At 66.2% G+C, this 18,288-nt stretch carries 17 protein-coding genes; 4 read left to right on the top strand and 13 right to left on the bottom strand.

Annotated elements, in window-relative coordinates:
• Position 1 precedes the first annotated feature (1 nt).
• Both WFK98_RS00640 and WFK98_RS00635 read left to right on the top strand, forming a co-directional pair.
• Positions 2–967 (top strand): ABC transporter ATP-binding protein, encoded by a 966-nt coding sequence (locus tag WFK98_RS00640; RefSeq protein ID WP_266340624.1) that lies wholly within the window; start codon positions 2–4, stop codon positions 965–967.
• Positions 964–2,100: an ABC transporter permease gene (locus WFK98_RS00635; RefSeq protein ID WP_266340625.1), complete on the top strand. Its 1,137-nt coding sequence runs from the start codon at positions 964–966 to the stop codon at positions 2,098–2,100. The genes WFK98_RS00640 and WFK98_RS00635 overlap by 4 nt, the downstream gene beginning before the upstream one ends.
• Before the next feature lie 19 nt (positions 2,101–2,119).
• On the opposite strand, the gene WFK98_RS00630 is transcribed toward WFK98_RS00635, so the two are convergent.
• The 8 genes from WFK98_RS00630 to zwf all read right to left on the bottom strand — a co-directional run bounded on the left by WFK98_RS00630 (position 2,120) and on the right by zwf (position 10,926).
• Positions 2,120–2,452 carry a 2Fe-2S iron-sulfur cluster-binding protein gene (locus WFK98_RS00630; protein ID WP_266340626.1) on the bottom strand — a complete coding sequence of 111 codons (333 nt, stop codon included), beginning with the start codon at positions 2,450–2,452 and terminating at the stop codon, positions 2,120–2,122.
• An 11-nt stretch (positions 2,453–2,463) separates the two neighbouring features.
• A complete protein-coding gene (locus tag WFK98_RS00625) occupies positions 2,464–2,985 on the bottom strand; it encodes a DUF934 domain-containing protein (RefSeq protein ID WP_266340627.1) in 522 nt (173 codons plus the stop codon).
• A 1-nt stretch (position 2,986) separates the two neighbouring features.
• Positions 2,987–3,739, bottom strand: coding sequence for a phosphoadenylyl-sulfate reductase (locus tag WFK98_RS00620; protein WP_336798935.1), 753 nt, complete (start codon positions 3,737–3,739; stop codon positions 2,987–2,989).
• Positions 3,726–5,384, bottom strand: coding sequence for a nitrite/sulfite reductase (locus tag WFK98_RS00615; protein ID WP_336798934.1), 1,659 nt, complete (start codon positions 5,382–5,384; stop codon positions 3,726–3,728). The genes WFK98_RS00620 and WFK98_RS00615 overlap by 14 nt, the downstream gene beginning before the upstream one ends.
• A gap of 3 nt (positions 5,385–5,387) precedes the next feature.
• Complete coding sequence (locus WFK98_RS00610; RefSeq protein ID WP_266340630.1) at positions 5,388–5,708, bottom strand: DUF2849 domain-containing protein; 321 nt, start codon at positions 5,706–5,708, stop codon at positions 5,388–5,390.
• A 22-nt stretch (positions 5,709–5,730) separates the two neighbouring features.
• Positions 5,731–7,167 carry a siroheme synthase CysG gene (cysG, locus tag WFK98_RS00605; protein ID WP_336798933.1) on the bottom strand — a complete coding sequence of 479 codons (1,437 nt, stop codon included), beginning with the start codon at positions 7,165–7,167 and terminating at the stop codon, positions 5,731–5,733.
• A 300-nt stretch (positions 7,168–7,467) separates the two neighbouring features.
• Positions 7,468–9,282: a phosphogluconate dehydratase gene (edd, locus tag WFK98_RS00600; protein ID WP_266340632.1), complete on the bottom strand. Its 1,815-nt coding sequence runs from the start codon at positions 9,280–9,282 to the stop codon at positions 7,468–7,470.
• A 162-nt stretch (positions 9,283–9,444) separates the two neighbouring features.
• Positions 9,445–10,926 carry a glucose-6-phosphate dehydrogenase gene (gene zwf / locus WFK98_RS00595; RefSeq protein ID WP_266340633.1) on the bottom strand — a complete coding sequence of 494 codons (1,482 nt, stop codon included), beginning with the start codon at positions 10,924–10,926 and terminating at the stop codon, positions 9,445–9,447.
• A 205-nt stretch (positions 10,927–11,131) separates the two neighbouring features.
• Between zwf and WFK98_RS00590 the strand changes: the two genes are divergently transcribed.
• Positions 11,132–12,028 (top strand): SMP-30/gluconolactonase/LRE family protein, encoded by an 897-nt coding sequence (locus WFK98_RS00590; RefSeq protein WP_336798932.1) that lies wholly within the window; start codon positions 11,132–11,134, stop codon positions 12,026–12,028.
• 112 nt (positions 12,029–12,140) lie between these two features.
• On the top strand, positions 12,141–12,695 hold the full coding sequence (locus tag WFK98_RS00585) for a cysteine rich repeat-containing protein (RefSeq protein WP_336798931.1): 555 nt from the start codon (positions 12,141–12,143) through the stop codon (positions 12,693–12,695).
• Positions 12,696–12,768: 73 nt separating this feature from the next.
• Here WFK98_RS00585 and WFK98_RS00580 read toward each other — a convergent pair whose 3' ends face one another.
• From WFK98_RS00580 to WFK98_RS00560, 5 genes are all read right to left on the bottom strand, one after another.
• Complete coding sequence (locus WFK98_RS00580; protein ID WP_336798930.1) at positions 12,769–13,416, bottom strand: glutathione S-transferase family protein; 648 nt, start codon at positions 13,414–13,416, stop codon at positions 12,769–12,771.
• A gap of 180 nt (positions 13,417–13,596) precedes the next feature.
• Entirely contained in the window at positions 13,597–14,685 is a 1,089-nt protein-coding gene (locus WFK98_RS00575) for an ABC transporter ATP-binding protein (protein WP_336798929.1), read from the bottom strand.
• Positions 14,686–14,715: 30 nt separating this feature from the next.
• Positions 14,716–16,380: a beta-galactosidase BglA gene (gene bglA / locus WFK98_RS00570; protein WP_336798928.1), complete on the bottom strand. Its 1,665-nt coding sequence runs from the start codon at positions 16,378–16,380 to the stop codon at positions 14,716–14,718.
• 4 nt (positions 16,381–16,384) lie between these two features.
• Positions 16,385–17,215: a carbohydrate ABC transporter permease gene (locus WFK98_RS00565; protein ID WP_266340639.1), complete on the bottom strand. Its 831-nt coding sequence runs from the start codon at positions 17,213–17,215 to the stop codon at positions 16,385–16,387.
• A complete protein-coding gene (locus WFK98_RS00560; RefSeq protein ID WP_266340640.1) occupies positions 17,215–18,183 on the bottom strand; it encodes a carbohydrate ABC transporter permease in 969 nt (322 codons plus the stop codon). Before WFK98_RS00560 ends, WFK98_RS00565 begins: the two co-directional genes overlap by 1 nt.
• Between the last annotated feature and the right edge of the window lie 105 nt (positions 18,184–18,288).

The following is an 18,288-nucleotide window of genomic DNA, read 5'->3' as shown; positions in this document are numbered from 1 at the left end:
CATGGCGGCGGACAGGCCCGAGGAAGTCGTCATCGACATTCATGGCCTGACCAAGCGCTTCGGCGAGAAGACCGTCGTCGATCACGTCTCGCTTGATGTCCGCCGCGGCGAGATCGTCGGTTTCCTCGGCCCGAACGGCTCCGGCAAGACCACGACGATCCGCATGATCTGCGGCCTGCTGCGTCCGGACGATGGCAGCGGCACCTGCCTCGGCCTGGACATCCTTAGGGATGCCGATCGCATCAAGCGCCAGGTCGGCTACATGACGCAGCGCTTCTCCTATTACGAAGACCTGACGATCCGCGAGAACCTCGATTTCGTCGCGCGTATCTACGATCTCAAGAACCGGGCGGAGACCGTGAAGGCGACGCTGCAGCGGCTTGGCCTGTACGAGCGGCGCGACCAACTCGCCGGCTCGCTGTCCGGCGGCTGGAAGCAACGCCTGGCGCTCGCCGCCTCCGTGATGCACCAGCCGAAGCTGCTACTGCTCGACGAGCCGACCGCCGGTGTCGATCCGCAGGCGCGGCGCGAATTCTGGGACGAGATCCACGACCTCGCCAGCGACGGGCTGACCGTGCTGGTCTCGACCCACTACATGGACGAAGCCGAACGCTGCCACCGCATCATCTACATCGCCTATGGCAAGATCGTCGCCCGCGGCACGGTGGCCGAAGTGATCGAGAGCTCCGGCCTCTCGACCATCGTGGTCAGCGGCAAGGACGTCGGCGCGATCGCCAAGACCGTGCGGGAAATGCCGGGCGTCGAGCAGGCGGCGCCGTTCGGCAACGACCTGCATGTCGTCGGCCCGGACCCGGCCGCGCTGAAGCGCGCCGTCGACGCGGCCCTCGCCGAGACCGGATCCGACGCCGTCGCCGAGCCCGGCGAGACGAGCCTCGAGGACGTGTTCATTCGCCTGATGCAGCAGGCGCAGGCGCGCGACCGCTCGACGAACGGCAAGGCATCATGAGCGCCGGATTCTCGCTGTCCCGCATCCTCGCCCTGATGATGAAGGAATTCATCCAGATGCGGCGTGACCGGCTGACCTTCGCCATGATCATCGGCATCCCGATCATCCAGCTGGTCCTGTTCGGCTATGCCATCAATCTCGACCCGAAGCGCCTGCCGACGCTGATCGTCTCCGCCGATAGCGGCCCCGCCACGCGCACGATCGTCGCCGCGATGGAGGCATCGGGCTATTTCAGCGTCGCGCCCGGCCTCGCGAGCGAGGCGCAGGCGAACGAGGCACTGGTCGACGGCTCCGCCAGCTATGTCATCACCATCCCGCCCGGCTTCGAGCGCGACCTCGTGCGCGGCACCCGCCCGCAATTGCTGGTCGAGGCCGATGCCACCGATCCGGCGGCCACGTCGAACGCGCTGGGTGCCCTGCCCCAGATCCTGTCGAGCGCGCTCGCCCGCGAGTTGACCGGGCCGCTGTCGACGCAGGCGAGCCGCGCCACGGCCGTCGATCTCGTGATCCAGCGCCGCTACAATCCGGAGGGGATCACCGCCTACAACATCGTGCCCGGCCTGCTCGGCACCATCCTGACGATGACGACGATCCTGATGACCGCGCTGGCGCTGACCCGCGAGATCGAGCGCGGCACGATGGAAAACCTGATGGCGATGCCGGCGACGCCGTTCGAGATCATGATCGGCAAGATCGTGCCCTATATCGGCTTCGGGCTCGTCCAGGTGGCGGTGATCCTGGTCTGCGCGCAGATCCTGTTCCACGTGCCGATGATGGGCTCGTTCGTCGTGCTGCTCGGCGTTACCTTCCTGTTCATCGGCTGCAACGTGACGCTCGGCTACACGTTCTCGACGATCGCCCGCAACCAGATGCAGGCGATGCAGATGACCTTCTTCTGGTTCCTGCCGTCGATCCTGCTTTCGGGCTTCATGTTCCCGTTTCGCGGCATGCCGGACTGGGCGCAGGTCATCGGCAGCGCGCTGCCGATCACCCACTACATCCGCTCGGTCCGGGGCATCATGCTGAAGGGCAGCGGCCCTTCCGACCTCGTCAACGAGATCTGGCCGCTCGTCACCTTCTGGCTCGCCGTCGGCGCCCTGGCGCTGTTCCGCTATCGCCGGACGCTGGACTGACGGTCACCAGGGCCGGCGCTCAGGCCGCCAGCTCTTCGGGTTCGCTGCCCGGGGCGAGACGGACGCGCAGGCCGTCGAGCTCGTCCGACATCAGGAGCTGGCACGACAGGCGCGAGTTCGACTTGACCGCCATGGCATCGTCCAGGCGCTCTTCCTCTTCGTCCGTCATCGGGATCAGCCGGTCGACCCATTCCGGATCGACATAGACATGGCAGGTCGCGCAGGCGCAGGCTCCGCCGCACTCGGCCTTGATGCCGATGTTCCAGTCGCGGATGACTTCCATCACCCGCCAGCCCTCCAGGGCTTCCAGCTCATGCTCCTCGCCGGCGTGGTCGGTGACGAAGATCTTCATAAACCCTATCCTTACTCGACTGCCCTTGCCGTGGGCCTGCGCGCCCAGGGGCGCGTTCCGGCCGGCACCTCGCCACGATCGGCGACGGGCTGCAAATATTCGGTCACTTCGGGCCAGCGGCCCTCGCGAAGACCCTTTATCACAATCGGGTCCTCGGTCGAAAACGCATCGAAGCCGACCCGCTTCAGGAACGGGATCTGATCGAGGAAGAAGGCGCCGACGGCGCGCAACTCACCCTCGAAGCCGTCGCGATCGCGCAGCAGGCGGCCGATCGAAAAGGCGCGTCCGTCGGCAAACTTCGGCAGATCCGCCGCGACCACCGCGAGACGCGGCAGGTCCGCGACGATATCCGACCAGTCCGCGCCCGGCTCGATCACCACGCCGAGCGGTGCGGAGCGCGCCAGCAACCCATCCCGCTCGGCGCGGAACCGCGCCAGCGAGACGATCACGGCGTCCTCGGCGCCAATCGCCTCGTCATCCGCCACGCGCCGAAACGCATCGGCGACGAAGGATCCATTCTTCCAGAGGCTCATGTCAGATGCCGCTTCCGTCGTTCTCGAGACCTAGATGGATGCCGCATTCGGTCTTGTCCAGACCCCGCCAGCGGCCGGCCCGCGCGTCTTCGCCCGGCTTGACCTTCGACGTGCAGGGCTGGCAGCCGATCGAAGGATAGCCCTGCGCGACCAGCGGATGCGGCGGCAATTCATGTCGGGCGATATAGGCCTTCAGGTCCTCCGCGGACCAGCTCGCCAGCGGATTGACCTTGATGCGCGCGCCGTCCTGCTCAAAGGCCTGGATCGCCGCGCGCGTCGCCGCCTGGAACCGCTTGCGTCCGGTGAACCAGGCGTCGAAGCCTTCCATGGCGCGCGCCAGCGGCTCGGTCTTGCGAATGCGGCAGCAGGCGTCGGCATCGGTCATCCAGAGCGCCTTGTAAGGGTCGGCCTTGGCGAGCACCGCCGGCTCCGGCGTGATGGTGCGGATATCGGTCAGTCCCAGCCGCTCGACCAGCATGTCCCGGTAGGCCAGCGTCTCGGGGAAGAGGCGCAGCGTATCCATGAACACGACCGGCACGCCGCGATCGATCGAGGCGACGAGATGCAGCAGCACCGACGACTCAGCGCCGAAGCTGGAGACGAGCGCGATGCGGCCCGGGAAGATCTCCGTCAGCGCTCGCTCGATCAGCCGCTCCGCCGTCAGGCCGGAGAAGCGCGCATTGAGGATCGCGGCCTCCTGCAGGCCGGCGCTCTCATGGTCGAAGCCGGATGCGATCGGTTCAAGCCGTCCCATAGAGTGCTTCCTTGAAGGGTGCCTGGCCAAGGCGGCGATAGGCGGCAAGGAAGGTTTCGTCCGGGCTCTCGCGCCGCGCGATATAGGTATCGACCAGCGTCTCGACGGCGTCGACGATCTCTTCCGTCGAGAAGCCGCGGCCGATGATCTCGCCGATCGAGGAATTCTCGTCGCCCGAACCGCCGAGCGAGATCTGGTAGAATTCCTCGCCCTTCTTCTCGACCCCCAGGATGCCGATGTGGCCGACATGGTGATGGCCGCAGGCATTGATGCAGCCCGAGATCTTGATCTTCAGGTCGCCGATATCGCGCTGGCGCGCGGTGTCGCCGAAGCGCTGCGAGATGCGCTGGGCCACCGGAATGGAGCGGGCATTGGCGAGCGCGCAGTAATCGAGGCCGGGGCAGGCGATGATGTCGGTGACGAGGCCAGCATTCGCCGTGGCGAGACCCGAAACCAGAAGCGTGTCGTAGATCGCCTTCAGATTGACGACCTCGACATGCGGCAAGATCAGGTTCTGCTCATGGCTGACGCGGATTTCGTCAAAGGCGAGCCGCTCGGCCAGGTCGGCGACGATGTCCATCTGCTCGGCCGTCGCGTCGCCCGGCGTGCCGCCGATCGGCTTCAGCGAGATTGTCACCGAGACATGGCCGGGAACGCGGTGCGGATGGGTGTTGCGCTCGACCCAGGCGTCGAACTCCGGATCGCGTGCCCGCTCGATCGCGAGCGCCGGGCTCGGCGGCAACGCCTTCAGGCTGTCCGGCGCGGCGAAATATTCGCGGATGCGCTCGACTTCGCCCTGCGGCAGCTTGAGCGCGCCGTGGCGGATGCGCTCCCACTCCTCCTCGACCTGGCGCGAGATCTCGTCGGCACCGGTCTCGTGGACGAGGATCTTGATGCGGGCCTTGTACTTGTTGTCACGACGGCCGTTCAGATTGTAGACGCGCAGGATTGCCTCCGAATAGGAGAGCAGATCCTCCTCGGGGAGGAAATCGCGGATCTTTTTCGCCACCATCGGCGTGCGGCCCTGGCCGCCGCCGATATAGACGGCGAAGCCGAGCCGGCCGTTCTCGTCCTGCTTCAGGTGCAGGCCGATGTCGTGCACCTGGATCGCGGCGCGGTCGCGCTCGGCGCCGGTCACGGCGACCTTGAACTTGCGCGGCAAGAAGACGAATTCCGGATGCAGCGACGACCACTGCCGCAGGATCTCGGCATAGGGGCGCGGATCGGCGACCTCGTCCTCGGCGGCGCCGGCGAAATGATCGGCCGTGACATTGCGGATGCAATTGCCCGAGGTCTGGATCGCGTGCATCTCGACCGAGGCGAGATCGGCCAGCGCATCCGGGATCTCGGAAAGCTTCGGCCAGTTGAACTGGATGTTCTGCCGCGTGGTGAAGTGGCCGTAGCCGCGGTCATACTTGCGGGCGACATGCGCCAGCATCCGCATCTGGGCGCTGTTCATCGTGCCATAGGGCACGGCGACACGCAGCATGTAGGCATGCAGCTGCAGGTAGACGCCGTTCATCAGCCGGAGCGGCTTGAACTGGTCCTCGGTCAACTCGCCGGAGACGCGGCGGCCGACCTGATCGCGAAACTGCGCGACGCGGGCGGTCACGAACTCATGGTCGAACTCGTCGTAGCGATACATCACTCAACCTGCCTGATTCAGAAGGGCGGCGCGCTCGGCCAGCTCGGCTTCGCCATAGGTGACGGTCGGGCCGCCGGCGGCGCGGATCCGCTCGCGCAGGCGAACCGGCACCGGCACGCCATCCTCGACGGTCGCCTCGATTTCATAGGGATCGACGACGATCAGCGCCTCGTGCTGGGCCTTGGCATGGCGGAGCGCCGCCTCGAGCTCGGCATCGGAGATGACGCGAGCATCGGCCAGGCGGTAGGACCAGCCGCCATCGGCGGTGAGGAACACGACGAGCCCGTCGGCGAGATGATTGGCGGTGATGAGCTTGGCGGTCATGCGAGGATCCGGATTTCCAACTTCAGGCGGCCAATGCCACGAGCGGCAGCGGCGTGGCGCCGAGCGCGCTCTCGGCGACGACGCGGCCAACGATGATGACGACGGGACCGTCGAGCTCTGGCCGATCGGCGATGCCGGCCAGTTCGTCGAGCCTTCCGGCATAGGCGCGCCGCTCGGGACGCGAGGCGTTTTCGATGACGGCGACCGGCGTCGACGGCGCCAAGCCGTTCTCGATCAGCTTGCCGGCGACCTTGGTGGCGACACTGCGGCCCATATAGACGGCGACGGTCGCGCCGGAGAGCGCGAGGCCGGCCCAGTCCGGCAGCGTGTCGCCGCGCATGTCATGGCCCGTGGCGACGACGAGGCTCGACGCCACGTCGCGCAAGGTCAGCGGGATCTCGTTCTCGGCGGCGGCGGCAAAGGCCGCGGTGATGCCCGGCACGATATCGAACGGGATGCCGGCTTCGCGCAGCGCCGCCATCTCCTCGCCCGCCCGTCCGAAGATCAGCGGATCGCCCGACTTCAGCCGCACGACGCGGCGTCCATCGCGTGCCTCGCGCACGAGAATGGCGTTGATCTCGTCCTGGCTGGCGGCATGCGCGCCCTTGGCCTTGCCGACATAGATGCGCAGCGCGTCGCGCCGGCCCATGGCGACGATCGCCTCCGGCACCAGCTTGTCATAGACGATGACGTCGGCTTCCTGCAGCAGCCGCTGGGCGCGGAGCGTCAGCAGGTCCTCGGCGCCCGGACCGGCACCGACCAGGCTGACATGGCCGACGGCGGCGCCGTTCCCGGCCGCCTGCTCGATATCGGCGACGGCAGCCGTCTCGCCCGCCTCAAGCTGGCCGGCCAGCACCTTGGCTGCGGTCGGGCCGGTGAAGAAATGCGCCCAGAAACGGCGGCGGCCCTCGCCCGTTACGATCGTCTCGGCGACGCGCGCACGGAGCCGCTCGGCAAGGTCGGCGAGATCGCCGAGGCGTGGCGACAGCATCGCCTCGATGCGCGCCCGAACGTGGCGCGCCAACACCGGCGCGGCACCCTCGGTCGAGATGGCGATCGAGAGCGGCGCGCGGTTGACGAGCGCAGGGGTGAAGAAGTCGCAGAGCTCGGGACGGTCGACGACATTGACCGGCACGCCTGCCGACCTCGCGAGATCGCGCACCGCGCGATCGGCCTCGAACTCGCCGGTCGCAGCGAAGACCAAGGCGGCGTCGGCGAGATCGGCGGCCGCGAGGGCGCGGGTCTCGAGCTTGGCGCCCGCCGCCTCGAGATCGCGCCGGGCGCCCTCCTCCAACTCGGTGGCGAAGACGACCAGGCGCGCGCTCGTCTCGGCGAGCAGGCGGATCTTGGCGGCCGCCTCGTCTCCCCCGCCGACGATCACGACGCGGCGACCCTCGACCTTGTGAAAGGCGGGGAACGTGCCGAGCTGGCGCTGAACCGTGCGATGGACCGGGGCCATCCGTCTCTCCCTGAACGCCACCCGAACCGGATCGCGCGAAGTCTGGAACGATTGCAGACTTTGTAGAGAGTTGGCGCAGGGAAGACGACGACGGCCGTTCCAAACTCAGGAAGAGGCTTGGAAAAACATTCCACATCTGGCCGAAGCCACGACGAGACGCCGCGTATTTCCGGCACGCGCCCCGGAGTTGTTCTGGTTTCGCCTGAAGTCTAGCGATCGATGTCTTGACCCCGCCACACCGAGATCAAGACATCAATCCTAAATACACGACTTACTTTGTAGCCTTTAGCGAGTAAGCTATCAGAACACGCCGGCGCCCAGTTCGGCCGGCGCCGCATTGGCGCGGAACATGGCGAAGAGCTCGCGGCCGAGGCCGAATTCATTGCCGGCGAGATCGGCTTCCGCCTGCTCCCGCGCCGCGAAGGTGGCGGCGTCGACCAGCACTTCCAGCGTCCCCGTCACGGCGTCGAGGCGAACACGATCGCCGTCGCGCACCTTGCCGATGGCTCCGCCGGCGGCGGCTTCCGGCGTCACGTGGATCGCCGCCGGAACCTTGCCGGAGGCGCCGGACATGCGGCCGTCGGTGACCAGCGCCACCTTGAGGCCGCGATCCTGCAGCACCGCCAGCGTCGGCGTCAGCTTGTGCAGCTCCGGCATGCCGTTGGCGCGCGGGCCCTGGAAGCGGATGACGGCAATGAAGTCCTCGGTCAGTTCGCCCGCCTTGAAGGCGGCCAGCAGGGCGTCCTGGGTGTGGAACACGCGGGCCGGCGCCTCGATGACGTGGCGATCGGCCTTCACAGCCGAGACCTTGATGACGGAGCGGCCGAGATTGCCCTCCAGCACCTTGAGGCCGCCGGTCGCCTGGAACGGCTGCGACACCGGGGCCAGCACCTTCTCGTCGAGACTGGTCTTCGCGCCTTCCTTCCAGCGGATGGCGCCCGCTTCGTCGATCTCGGGCTCGACGGTGTAGCCGGAGAGACCGGCGCCCCAGACCGTCTTGACGTCCTCGTGCAGCAGGCCGGCCTGCAGCAGCTCGCGGATCAGGAAGCTCATGCCGCCGGCGGCATGGAAATGATTCACGTCGGCGAGGCCGTTCGGATAGACGCGCGTCAGCAGCGGCACGACGTCGGAAAGATCCGAGAAATCGTCCCAGGTCAGCTGGATGCCGGCCGCCTTGGCCATGGCGACGAGGTGCAGCGTGTGGTTGGTCGAGCCACCCGTGGCATTGAGGCCGACGACGCCGTTCACCACCGCCTTCTCGTCGATGATCTCGCCAATCGGCGTGAACTCGTTGCCGAGCGCGGTGATCGCCAGCGCCCGCTTGGCAGCGGCCTTGGTCAAGGCGTCGCGCAGCGGCGTGTTCGGATTGACGAAGGAGGCGCCGGGCAGATGCAGACCCATGATCTCCATCAGCATCTGGTTGGTATTGGCGGTGCCGTAGAAGGTGCAGGTGCCGGGGCCGTGATAGGAGGCGCTCTCAGCCTCGAGCAGGTCGGCGCGGCTCGCCTTGCCTTCGGCATAGAGCTGGCGGACGCGCGCCTTCTCGCTGTTCGGCAGGCCGGAGGTCATCGGACCGGCCGGCACGAACACCGCCGGCAGATGGCCGAAGGTCAGCGCCGCGATCAACAGGCCGGGGACGATCTTGTCGCAGATGCCGAGATAGACGGCCGCGTCATAGGTGTTGTGCGAGAGGCCGATCGCGGCGGCCATGGCGATGGCGTCGCGCGAGAACAGCGACAGCTCCATGCCGGTCTGGCCCTGGGTGACGCCGTCGCACATGGCGGGCACGCCGCCGGCGACCTGCGCCACGCCGCCCACTTCGCGCGCCGCCTGGCGGATCAGCTCGGGATAGGTCTCGTAGGGCTGATGCGCCGACAGCATGTCGTTGTAGGCGGTGATGATGCCGAGATTGGGCGCGATGTCGCCCTTCAGCACGGCCTTGTCGGCCGGCCCGCAGGCGGCGAAGCCGTGGGCCTGGTTACCGCAGGCGAGCGACGCGCGGCGCGGCCCGGCATCCTTGGCGGCCGCGAGGCGATCGAGATAGAGGCCGCGCGTCTTGGCGCTGCGGGCCCGGATCCGATCGGTCACTTCGAGGACCTTGGGGTGAATGGACATGACTGTGTCTCCTGGACGTCCGGAGCTGGGCGAGGAGCAGGGTGGCGCCTGCCCGCACAATACCCCTCACCCAGACCCCTCCGTGGGCGGGAGAGGGTATCCCGCCCGGTCGATTTTCGGCACGCGCCCCTCGCCTTCGTCGAAGGCGGGCGAGGTTGATCCTCAGGCGCCTTCTTCGTGCCAGGTGCGGCCGTCGCGCTCGATCAGGGCGATCGAGGAGGACGGCCCCCAGGTGCCGGCCGTATAGGCCTTGGGCGCCTCGCGCGAATTCGCCCAGCCCTCGAGGATCGGGTCGATCCACTTCCAGGCCGCCTCTACCTCGTCGCGACGCATGAACAGCGTGGCGTTGCCACGGATGACGTCCATGATCAGCCGCTCATAGGCTTCGGGGCTGCGGACCTTGAAGGTCTGGGCGAAGCTCATGTCGAGCGGCACGTGGCGCAGGCGCATGCCGCCCGGGCCCGGGTCCTTGATCATCAGCCAGAGCCGGACGCCCTCGTCCGGCTGCAGCCGCATGATGAGCTGGTTGGACGCGAGCTGGCCGGCTGCGCCCTCGAAGATCGAGTGCGGAACCGCCTTGAAGTTGACGACGATCTCGGAGAGGCGCGACGGCAGGCGCTTGCCGGTGCGGATGTAGAAGGGAACGCCGGCCCAGCGCCAGTTCTCGATCTCCGCCTTCACGGCGACGAAGGTCTCGGTGTTGGATTCGTCGTTGCCGAGTTCCTCGAGATAGCCCGGCACCGGACCGCCGGCCGAAGCGCCGGCCTTGTACTGGCCGCGCACGGTGACGCTGTCGACGTCGCCATCGACGATCGGCTTCAGCGCGCGCAGCACCTTGAGCTTCTCGTCACGCAGCGCATCGGCATCGAAGCGGCCGGGCGGCTCCATCGCGACGAGGCAGACGAGCTGCAGGATGTGGTTCTGCACCATGTCGCGCAGCGCGCCGGCCGTGTCGTAGTAGCCGGCGCGACCTTCGACGCCGAGGCTCTCGGCGACGGTGATCTGCACATGGTCGATGTGATTGGCGTTCCAGACCGGCTCGAACAGCGCGTTGGCGAAGCGCAGCGCCATCAGGTTCTGCACCGTTTCCTTACCGAGGTAATGGTCGATGCGGTAGATCTGGCTTTCCTTGAACACCTTGCCGATCGAATCGTTCAGCGCGTTGGCGGAGGCGAGGCTCTTGCCGATCGGCTTCTCGATGATGACGCGGGTCTTCGGCGTCACGAGATGATGCGCGCCCAGGCCCTCGCAGATGATGCCGAAGAGGTCCGGCGCAACGGCGAGATAGAAGGCGCGGATGCGATCCTTGCCGCCTTCCAGCGCCTTGGCGAGTTCGGGCCAGCCGGCCTTCTCGGCGGTCGCGTCGATGGCGACATAGGAAATGCGCTTCAGGAACGAGGCGACCTGCTCCGGCTCGCGCTCGTCGGCGGGCACGAACTTCTCCAGCGCCGCCTCTGTCAGCTTCTGGTAGGCCTCGTCGCTCATCGGGCGACGCGAGCAGCCGATGATGCGGGCAACCTCGGGGATCTGACCGTCGCGATGGCGATGATAGAGCGCCGGCAGAAGCTTGCGATAGGCGAGATCGCCGGTAGCGCCGAAGACGACGAGATCGAAGGGGTCGACGGCGATGATGCGACTGGTCATGAAATCCCTCTTTCCGGTGTCAGCCGGAGCTTCCCTGGTCCGCTGAGTGTCCTAATCAAATCCGCTTCATATGTTGAGCGAAAAAATTAGAGCACCGAAATAAAATCCTTGCGACAAGAATTGCGTGTGATGGCGGCGGCGTCACGCTATGCGATTTTGGAAGCGTGGACGATACCCGCATCCTGCGGGCAAAGGGGAAAAATCAATGGCGGATCCGGTTTGCGTTGTGCCTGCGGGCGATCGTTGCGGCGAAGGCGTGGTGTGGCACGCCGCCGAGCAGGCCGTGTACTGGACGGACATCAACCGCTTCCTCGTGCATCGATACGACCCCGCGACGAAGTCGACGCAGAACTGGCTGTTCGACGAGCCCGTCACCACCATCGGCCTGACCGACCGGCCCGGCACGCTGATTCTGGCGCTCGGCTCCAAGGTGATCCTCTGGCAACCCGGAACCGACGCGCGCACCGACTTCGCCCGTCCCGAGAAGAACACGCCCAAGGCCCGTCTGAATGACGGCCGGCCGGATCCGTTCGGCAATCTGCTCGTCGGCTCGATGTTCAACAATGTCGCTCCCGACGGCTCGGGCGTCGACATCACCGGCCCGGCTCTCGGCGGCCTCTATCGCGTGAACCAGGGCGGCGGCAGCGAGACGATCCGCTCCGAGATCGGCATTTCCAACACCATGTGCTGGGACGTCGGCCGCCGCCGCTTCTATACCGGCGACACGCTCAAGAACGAGATCTGGGCCTTCGACTATGATCCGACGACAGGCGCCGTCTCCAACCCCTCGACCTGGTTCTCGGGCTTCGAGCGCGGTTCGCCCGACGGCTCGCAGATCGACGGCGAAGGCCATGTCTGGAACTGCCGCTATCACGGCGGCTGCATCGTCCGTGTCTCGCCGGAAGGCAAGGTCTCGGGCGTTCTCGACATGCCGGTCTCGAACATCACCAACTGCACCTTCGGCGGCGCCGACCTGAAGACGCTCTACATCACCACGGCGCAGGGCGGGAACGGCCCGCTCGAGCGGCTGGCCGGCGGCCTGTTCGCCGTCGAGCTCGACGTCGCCGGCATCGCCGAGAACGTGTTCAAGTTGGGGGCCTGAAAGAGATCCGGGCTGCATGGCGCATCCCGGATGCACTCCCGGGAGCAGCGCGCCGCCAAATTGCCGTTGCGGAAGGCTCATGATAAGAAATCCCCCTTTTCGGGAGGACGTCATGAGCCGGCCAATTCTCCATTTCCTTGAGATCGCCGCTTCGGCGGCGGTCGCTGTCATACTCGTCTTCGCCATCCCGCCCGCCATGGCGCAGGCGCCGAGCAAGGCGCAGCAATCGGCCATCCGCTCCGCCTGTCCAGGCGACTACAAGACCTATTGCGCCAGCGTTCCGCCGGGCGGAATGCCGGCGCTGAATTGCCTGCAGCAGAATGCCGCCAAGCTCTCCGACGCCTGCCGCACGGCGGTTCAGGCGGTCGGTGGCAGCGCGGCGGCCACGCCGCCTGCCGCCAGCGGAAAATCAGGAGCGGCCACGACCGGTACGGGCAAGACAACAGGCGCAGCCACCACGAACAAGGCGCCGGCAGCGGCAGCGCCGCCCGCTGGCGACATGGCGCCGCGCGAGGCCGGGCTGATCCGCCAGGCCTGCCGCCGCGATTTCCGCACCCATTGCCGCGGCGTGCCGATCGGCGGCGGCAACGTCATCGCCTGCCTGCGCGAGAACGCGGCCTCGCTGTCGCCGGGCTGCAAGAGCGCCCTCGCCCCGCTTATGCAGTAAGCGGGAACCCGCGATCCCATGATTGGCAGCCAGACATCAACAGGTCGCGCGGGATGCGCGATCTGACAGGCGGCTAGCCCGGGAACATGTCGAAATAGGGCTGCGCCTCGGCGAGAACGCGGGCAAAGGACGGCCGGTCCATCAGCCGGCCGAAATAGCCGGCGAGCGCCGGATGCGTCTCACCGAAGGGCTGCACCTCATTGGCATAGAAGAGCGCCGGCGCCGCCGCACAATCGGCGAGCGTAAAGGCCTCGCCCATCGCCCAGAAGCGCGAGCCCATCTCGCTTTCCAGCATGTCATAGGATGTGCGGAGCGTCGCCCGCGCCTCCCCCACCCCATACGGGTCGCCCTGCCCTTCCGGGCGGAGCTTGTCGACGACGATCTTCTGCATCGGGACGTGCACGTAGTTGTCGTAGAAGCGGTCGGCGAGCCGGGTCTGCCACGCCAGTTCGGCATCGTCCGGAATGAAGCGCGTCGGCCCCGGATAATAGGTCGCCAGATATTCGATGATAATCGTCGACTCGGCCACCTGCTGGCCGCGCGCCTGGTCCAGCAGCAGCGGCATCTTGCCGATCGGCCAGAGCGTGTTGAACTCGGCCCGAACGGTCGGATCACCGAGGTCGAGGAAATGCGCCTTGAACGGCGTGTCGTTCTCGTAGAATGCGATCAGCGCCTTCTGGCAGAAGGACGCAAGCGGATGCGTATAGAGCGTGAGCGTCATGGCCGGCCTCGCTTTTCGACACTTCCCGGTTCGCCCAGCCCGGCGACGGCATGGCCGGACGCGCGAACAGGACGGCGGACGCAGCCTGGCGGCTGCGCCGCGGGATAGATCAGCAAAGGCCTCGCTATCCCGCAAGATCCAGCGTGACGAACCAGCGCCGTCGTGCTTCCGCGCGGCTACTCAGGTACGGCGATAGGCGACGCCCTTTTCGTCGAAGACCTGCAGGTGCTTCAACGGCGAGGTCAGCGCGATCTGCTCGCCCTTGGCGAACGGAATGTCGTTTTCGAGCTTGGCGACGATCGGTTCGTCGGTGCCAATATCGACATAGACCAGCGTCACTTCGCCGAGTTGCTCGACGATATCGATGGTGCCGCGGAAGATGGCGTCGTCGCCGGTGGTGATCTCGAGATCCTCCGGACGCACGCCGAAGGTGGCCTTGACGCCCTTGGCTCCCTCGGGAATTGCCGCCTGCACGCGGATCGCCTCGCAGCCATTCGGGCGGACGGCGGCGTTTGCGCCGCCCGATTCGATCACGCAGGGAATGGTATTCATCGACGGCGAGCCGAGGAACTTCGCCACGAAAAGATTGTCCGGATGGTGGTAGAGCTCCATCGGCGCGCCGACCTGCTCGACCCGGCCCGCGTTCAGCACGACGATGCGGTCGGCGAGCGTCATCGCCTCGACCTGGTCGTGCGTGACGTAGATCATCGTGACGCCCGACATGCGCTCATGCAGCTTGTTGATCTCGATGCGGGTCTGCACGCGCAGCGCCGCGTCGAGGTTGGAAAGCGGCTCGTCGAACAGGAACACCTTCGGATCGCGCACGATGGCGCGGCCAATGGCGACGCGCTGGCGCTGGCCGCCCGAAAGCTGCTTCGGCAGGCGGTCGAGATAGGGCGTGATCTGCAGGATATCGGCCGCCTCGCGCACGCGCCGGTCGATCTCTTCCTTGCCGCCGCCGCCGAGCTTCATGCCGAAGGCCATGTTGTCGTAGACGGTCATGTGCGGATAGAGCGCGTAGCTCTGGAACACCATGGCGATGCCGCGCTTCGAGGGCGCGAGCTGGTTCACCACCTTGCCGTCGATCTGCAGCGTGCCGGACGTGATGTCCTCCAGCCCCGCGATCAGACGCAGAAGCGTGGACTTGCCGCAGCCGGACGGCCCGACGAACACGATGAACTCGCCCGACTTGATGTCGAGATCGATGCCGTGCAGGACCTTGACGGTGCCATAGGCTTTCTTGATGTCGCGTAGCAGCAAGCCGGCCATGTCTGTTTCCTTCCCGTGCCCGTTTCTTGTTCAGGCGATCTTGCCGAAGAATGCGCCGCGGCCGCCAAGGCCGACGGTCCCGGCCGCATCGAGCGTGGCGGCGAAGCCGTGCCCTTCGAGCGGGGTCACCTTCAGGTCGGACGGCAGCTTGAAGCTGGCGCCCTTGGCCGCGAGGTTGAAGACGCAGAGGATCTTCTCGCCGCCGCCTTCGCGGACGAACGCCAGCACATCGTCCGGCGAATCGACGAAGGCGATCGAACCGTCGCGCAGCGCCGGATGGGCGTGGCGGAACGCGATCAGCTTGCGGTAATGCGCCAGCACCGACGCACGGTCGGTGGTCTCGCGATTGACCGCGCGGGCGATGTGATCGGGCGAGACCGGCAGCCACGGCTTCGCGGACGAGAAGCCGGCATTGGCGCCGTTCGATTCCCACACCATCGGCGTGCGGCAGCCGTCGCGACCCTTGTATTCCGGCCAGAAGCGGATGCCGTAGGGATCCTGCAGGTCTTCGAAGGCGATGTCGGCCTCGGTCAGGCCGAGTTCCTCGCCCTGGTACAGGCAGACCGAACCGCGCAGCGACAGCAGGATGCCGGCGGCGAGCTTGGCCACGCCGTCGAAATCGCCGTCATGGGTCCAGCGCGAGACATGGCGGACGATGTCGTGATTGGAGAAGGCCCAGCACGGCCAGCCATCGCCGACGATCGCCTCGAACGCCTTGATCCGGTTGACGAAGTGCTCCTTCGTGAAGATCGGGCTCAGGAAGTCGAAGGTGTAGCACATGTGCAGCTTGTCGCCGCCGGCGGTATAGGCCGCCATCGTCTTCAGCGACCGCGGACCATCGCCGATCTCGCCGACCGTGGTCTGGCCGGGATAGCGGTCGAGCAGCGCGCGCAGCCGCTTCAGGAACTCGAGGTTCTCCGGCTGGCTCTTGTCGTGGATATGGTCCTGCCAGTTATAGGGATTGACCGCCGGCGCCTCGGGCGAATTGCGGTCTTCCGGCTTCGAGGGCGGGTTGTTTTCGAGGCCCTGCGAGTGGACGTAGAAATTCACCGTGTCGAGGCGGAAGCCGTCGACGCCGCGCTTCAGCCAGAACTCGACGCTGTCGAGCAGCGCATCCTGCGCCGCCATGCAGTGGAAATTGATATCCGGCTGCGAGGTCAGGAAGTTGTGCAGGTAGTACTGGCAGCGGGTCGTGTCCCACTCCCACGCCGAGCCGCCGAAGATCGACAGCCAGTTGTTGGGCGGGTTGCCGTCCGGCTTGGCGTCGGCCCAGACGAACCAGTCTGCCTTCGGGTTGGTCTTCGAAGAACGGCTTTCCTTGAACCAGGCGTGCTGGTCGGAGGTGTGCGACAGCACCTGGTCGATCGTGACCTTGATGTTGCGCGCATGCGCCTCCGCGATCAGGTCATCGAAGTCCGCGAGCGTGCCGAACAGGGGATCGACAGCGCAATAGTCCGAGACGTCGTAACCGAAATCCTTCATCGGTGACTTGAAGAAGGGCGAGATCCAGATCGCATCGACGCCGAGCGAGGCGATATGGTCGAGCCGGGCGGTGATGCCTTTCAGATCGCCAACGCCGTCGCCATCCGTGTCCTGAAAAGAGCGCGGATAGATCTGGTAGAGGACCGCGCCGCGCCACCAGTCGGCATCGGCGGCGCGCGAGGCGATCACGCCACCGGAAACAACGTCATTCATCGGATCAGCCCTTTACGCCGCCGGCGGTCAGGCCGGAAATGATCTTGCGTTGGAAGATGAGCACCAGGACGATCAGCGGCACCGTGACGATCACCGACGCGGCCATGATGTTGCCCCAGGGGATCTCGTACTGGCTGCTGCCCGAGAGCAGCGCGATCGCCACCGGCACCGTGCGGGTCGCGTTCGACGAGGTGAAGGTCAGCGCGAACAGGAATTCGTTCCAGGCGGCGATGAAGGCGAGCAGGCCCGTCGTCACCAGCGCCGGCCACATCAGCGGCATGAACACCTTGGTGATGATCACCCAGGGCGAGGCGCCGTCGACGATCGCCGCTTCCTCGATCTCGATCGGCAGATCACGCATGAATGTGGTGAGCACCCAGACGGTGAACGGCAGGGTGAAGATCATGTAGGCGAAGATCAGCGCCAGCGGCGTGTTGAAGATGCCGAAGAAGCGGACGATCTCGAACAGGCCGGCGAGCACGGCGATCTGCGGGAACATCGACACCGACAGGATGGTGAAGAGCAACAGCGAGCGGCCGCGGAAACGGACGCGAGCGAGCGCGAACGATGCCGTCACAGCCAGCAACAGCGAGATCGCCACCACCACGGTCGACACCAGCAGCGAATTGCCGAGGTTGCGGACGAAGCTGCCAGTGGTCAGCACCGAGACGTAGTTGTCAAGCGCGAAGGAGGTCGGCCAGTAGTCGACCCGGAACAGGTCCGTGCCCGATTTGAACGAGGTCAGCACCGCGTAATAGAACGGGAAGACCGAAATGAAGACGATGAGGACGACCAGCGCGTAGAAGGCCGTCCGCTTGGCCAGGGTCCAGAGCATTATCGGCCTCCATCGAAGTTGACGCGTCCGACAACGATGTAGACCACCGTGATGACCGCAAGGATCAGGAACAGGAAGGTCGCGGCGGCCGAGCCATAGGCGAACTTGTCGAAATCGAACAGGTTCTCTCGGGCATAGACCGACATCGTCTTGGTCTGGGAATTGTTCGGCGTCAGCACGTAGATCAGGTCGAAGATCCTGAGCGCGTCGAGCATGCGGAAGATCACCGCGACCATCAGGGCCGGCCGGATCAGCGGCAGGGTGACCTTGAAGAAGACCTTGACCGGATGCACGCCGTCGATCTTGGCGGCCTCGTAGATGTCGCCCGGGACCATCTGCAGGCCCGCGAGGATCAAGAGCGCCATGAACGGCGTCGTCTTCCAGATGTCGACGAGCAGGACCGCGAACATCGCCGTGTCGGGATTGGCGGTCCAGGCGATCTTGCTCGAGATGATGCCGAGATGCATCAGCGCGTCGTTGATGATGCCGAACTGGTCGTTGAGCATCCAGCTCCACATCTTGGCGGAGACGACGGTGGGGATCGCCCACGGCACTAGGATGGCGGCGCGGACGATGCCACGGCCGCGGAATTCAGCGTTGAGCACGAGCGCCACGATGGTGCCGAAGATCGTCTCCAGCGTCACCGAGACGATGGTGAACTTGACCGTGTTCCAGACGGCGCGCCACCAGATCGGGTCGACGAGCAGGCCGTCATAGATCACCTTGCCGCTCTTCAGCGTGGTGGCCGAGAAATAGTTCTCGAAACCGATCCACTGCGCCGCGCTGATATTGGAAAGCGACGCATCGGTGAACGAGAAATAGATGCTTCGCACCAGCGGCCAGCCGGCGACGAGGGCCAGCACCGCGAGCATCGGGGCCAGGAATATCCAGGCCGAACGCACCCTCTGGCGCATTAGGTCGGAGCGCATGCCCGCGACGGGCGCAGCAATGGTCTCGGCTACCGCCATGTTCTCGGCTTTCGCTGTTGGGGCCGATAGCTCGGCATGAACGGAACGGCGTGGCGAACCCGAGGGTATCCGCCACGCCGATTGGGTCAACGGGCGATGCCGGCA

Origin of the sequence: Kaistia sp. MMO-174 (assembly GCF_037147815.1) — a bacterium.
Taxonomy (GTDB): Bacteria; Pseudomonadota; Alphaproteobacteria; order Rhizobiales; family Kaistiaceae; genus Kaistia; species Kaistia nematophila.
Note: the sequence above shows the minus strand (reverse complement) of the source record. Positions and strands in the feature narration are given on the sequence as shown.

Coding starts and splice junctions, on each gene's coding strand:
- WFK98_RS00640 (WP_266340624.1), top strand. CDS start 2: ATGGCGGCGGACAGGCCCGAGGAAGTCGTCATCGACATTCATGGCCTG.
- WFK98_RS00635 (WP_266340625.1), top strand. CDS start 964: ATGAGCGCCGGATTCTCGCTGTCCCGCATCCTCGCCCTGATGATGAAG.
- WFK98_RS00630 (WP_266340626.1), bottom strand. CDS start 2,452: ATGAAGATCTTCGTCACCGACCACGCCGGCGAGGAGCATGAGCTGGAA.
- WFK98_RS00625 (WP_266340627.1), bottom strand. CDS start 2,985: ATGAGCCTCTGGAAGAATGGATCCTTCGTCGCCGATGCGTTTCGGCGC.
- WFK98_RS00620 (WP_336798935.1), bottom strand. CDS start 3,739: ATGGGACGGCTTGAACCGATCGCATCCGGCTTCGACCATGAGAGCGCC.
- WFK98_RS00615 (WP_336798934.1), bottom strand. CDS start 5,384: ATGTATCGCTACGACGAGTTCGACCATGAGTTCGTGACCGCCCGCGTC.
- WFK98_RS00610 (WP_266340630.1), bottom strand. CDS start 5,708: ATGACCGCCAAGCTCATCACCGCCAATCATCTCGCCGACGGGCTCGTC.
- cysG (WP_336798933.1), bottom strand. CDS start 7,167: ATGGCCCCGGTCCATCGCACGGTTCAGCGCCAGCTCGGCACGTTCCCC.
- edd (WP_266340632.1), bottom strand. CDS start 9,282: ATGTCCATTCACCCCAAGGTCCTCGAAGTGACCGATCGGATCCGGGCC.
- zwf (WP_266340633.1), bottom strand. CDS start 10,926: ATGACCAGTCGCATCATCGCCGTCGACCCCTTCGATCTCGTCGTCTTC.
- WFK98_RS00590 (WP_336798932.1), top strand. CDS start 11,132: ATGGCGGATCCGGTTTGCGTTGTGCCTGCGGGCGATCGTTGCGGCGAA.
- WFK98_RS00585 (WP_336798931.1), top strand. CDS start 12,141: ATGAGCCGGCCAATTCTCCATTTCCTTGAGATCGCCGCTTCGGCGGCG.
- WFK98_RS00580 (WP_336798930.1), bottom strand. CDS start 13,416: ATGACGCTCACGCTCTATACGCATCCGCTTGCGTCCTTCTGCCAGAAG.
- WFK98_RS00575 (WP_336798929.1), bottom strand. CDS start 14,685: ATGGCCGGCTTGCTGCTACGCGACATCAAGAAAGCCTATGGCACCGTC.
- bglA (WP_336798928.1), bottom strand. CDS start 16,380: ATGAATGACGTTGTTTCCGGTGGCGTGATCGCCTCGCGCGCCGCCGAT.
- WFK98_RS00565 (WP_266340639.1), bottom strand. CDS start 17,215: ATGCTCTGGACCCTGGCCAAGCGGACGGCCTTCTACGCGCTGGTCGTC.
- WFK98_RS00560 (WP_266340640.1), bottom strand. CDS start 18,183: ATGGCGGTAGCCGAGACCATTGCTGCGCCCGTCGCGGGCATGCGCTCC.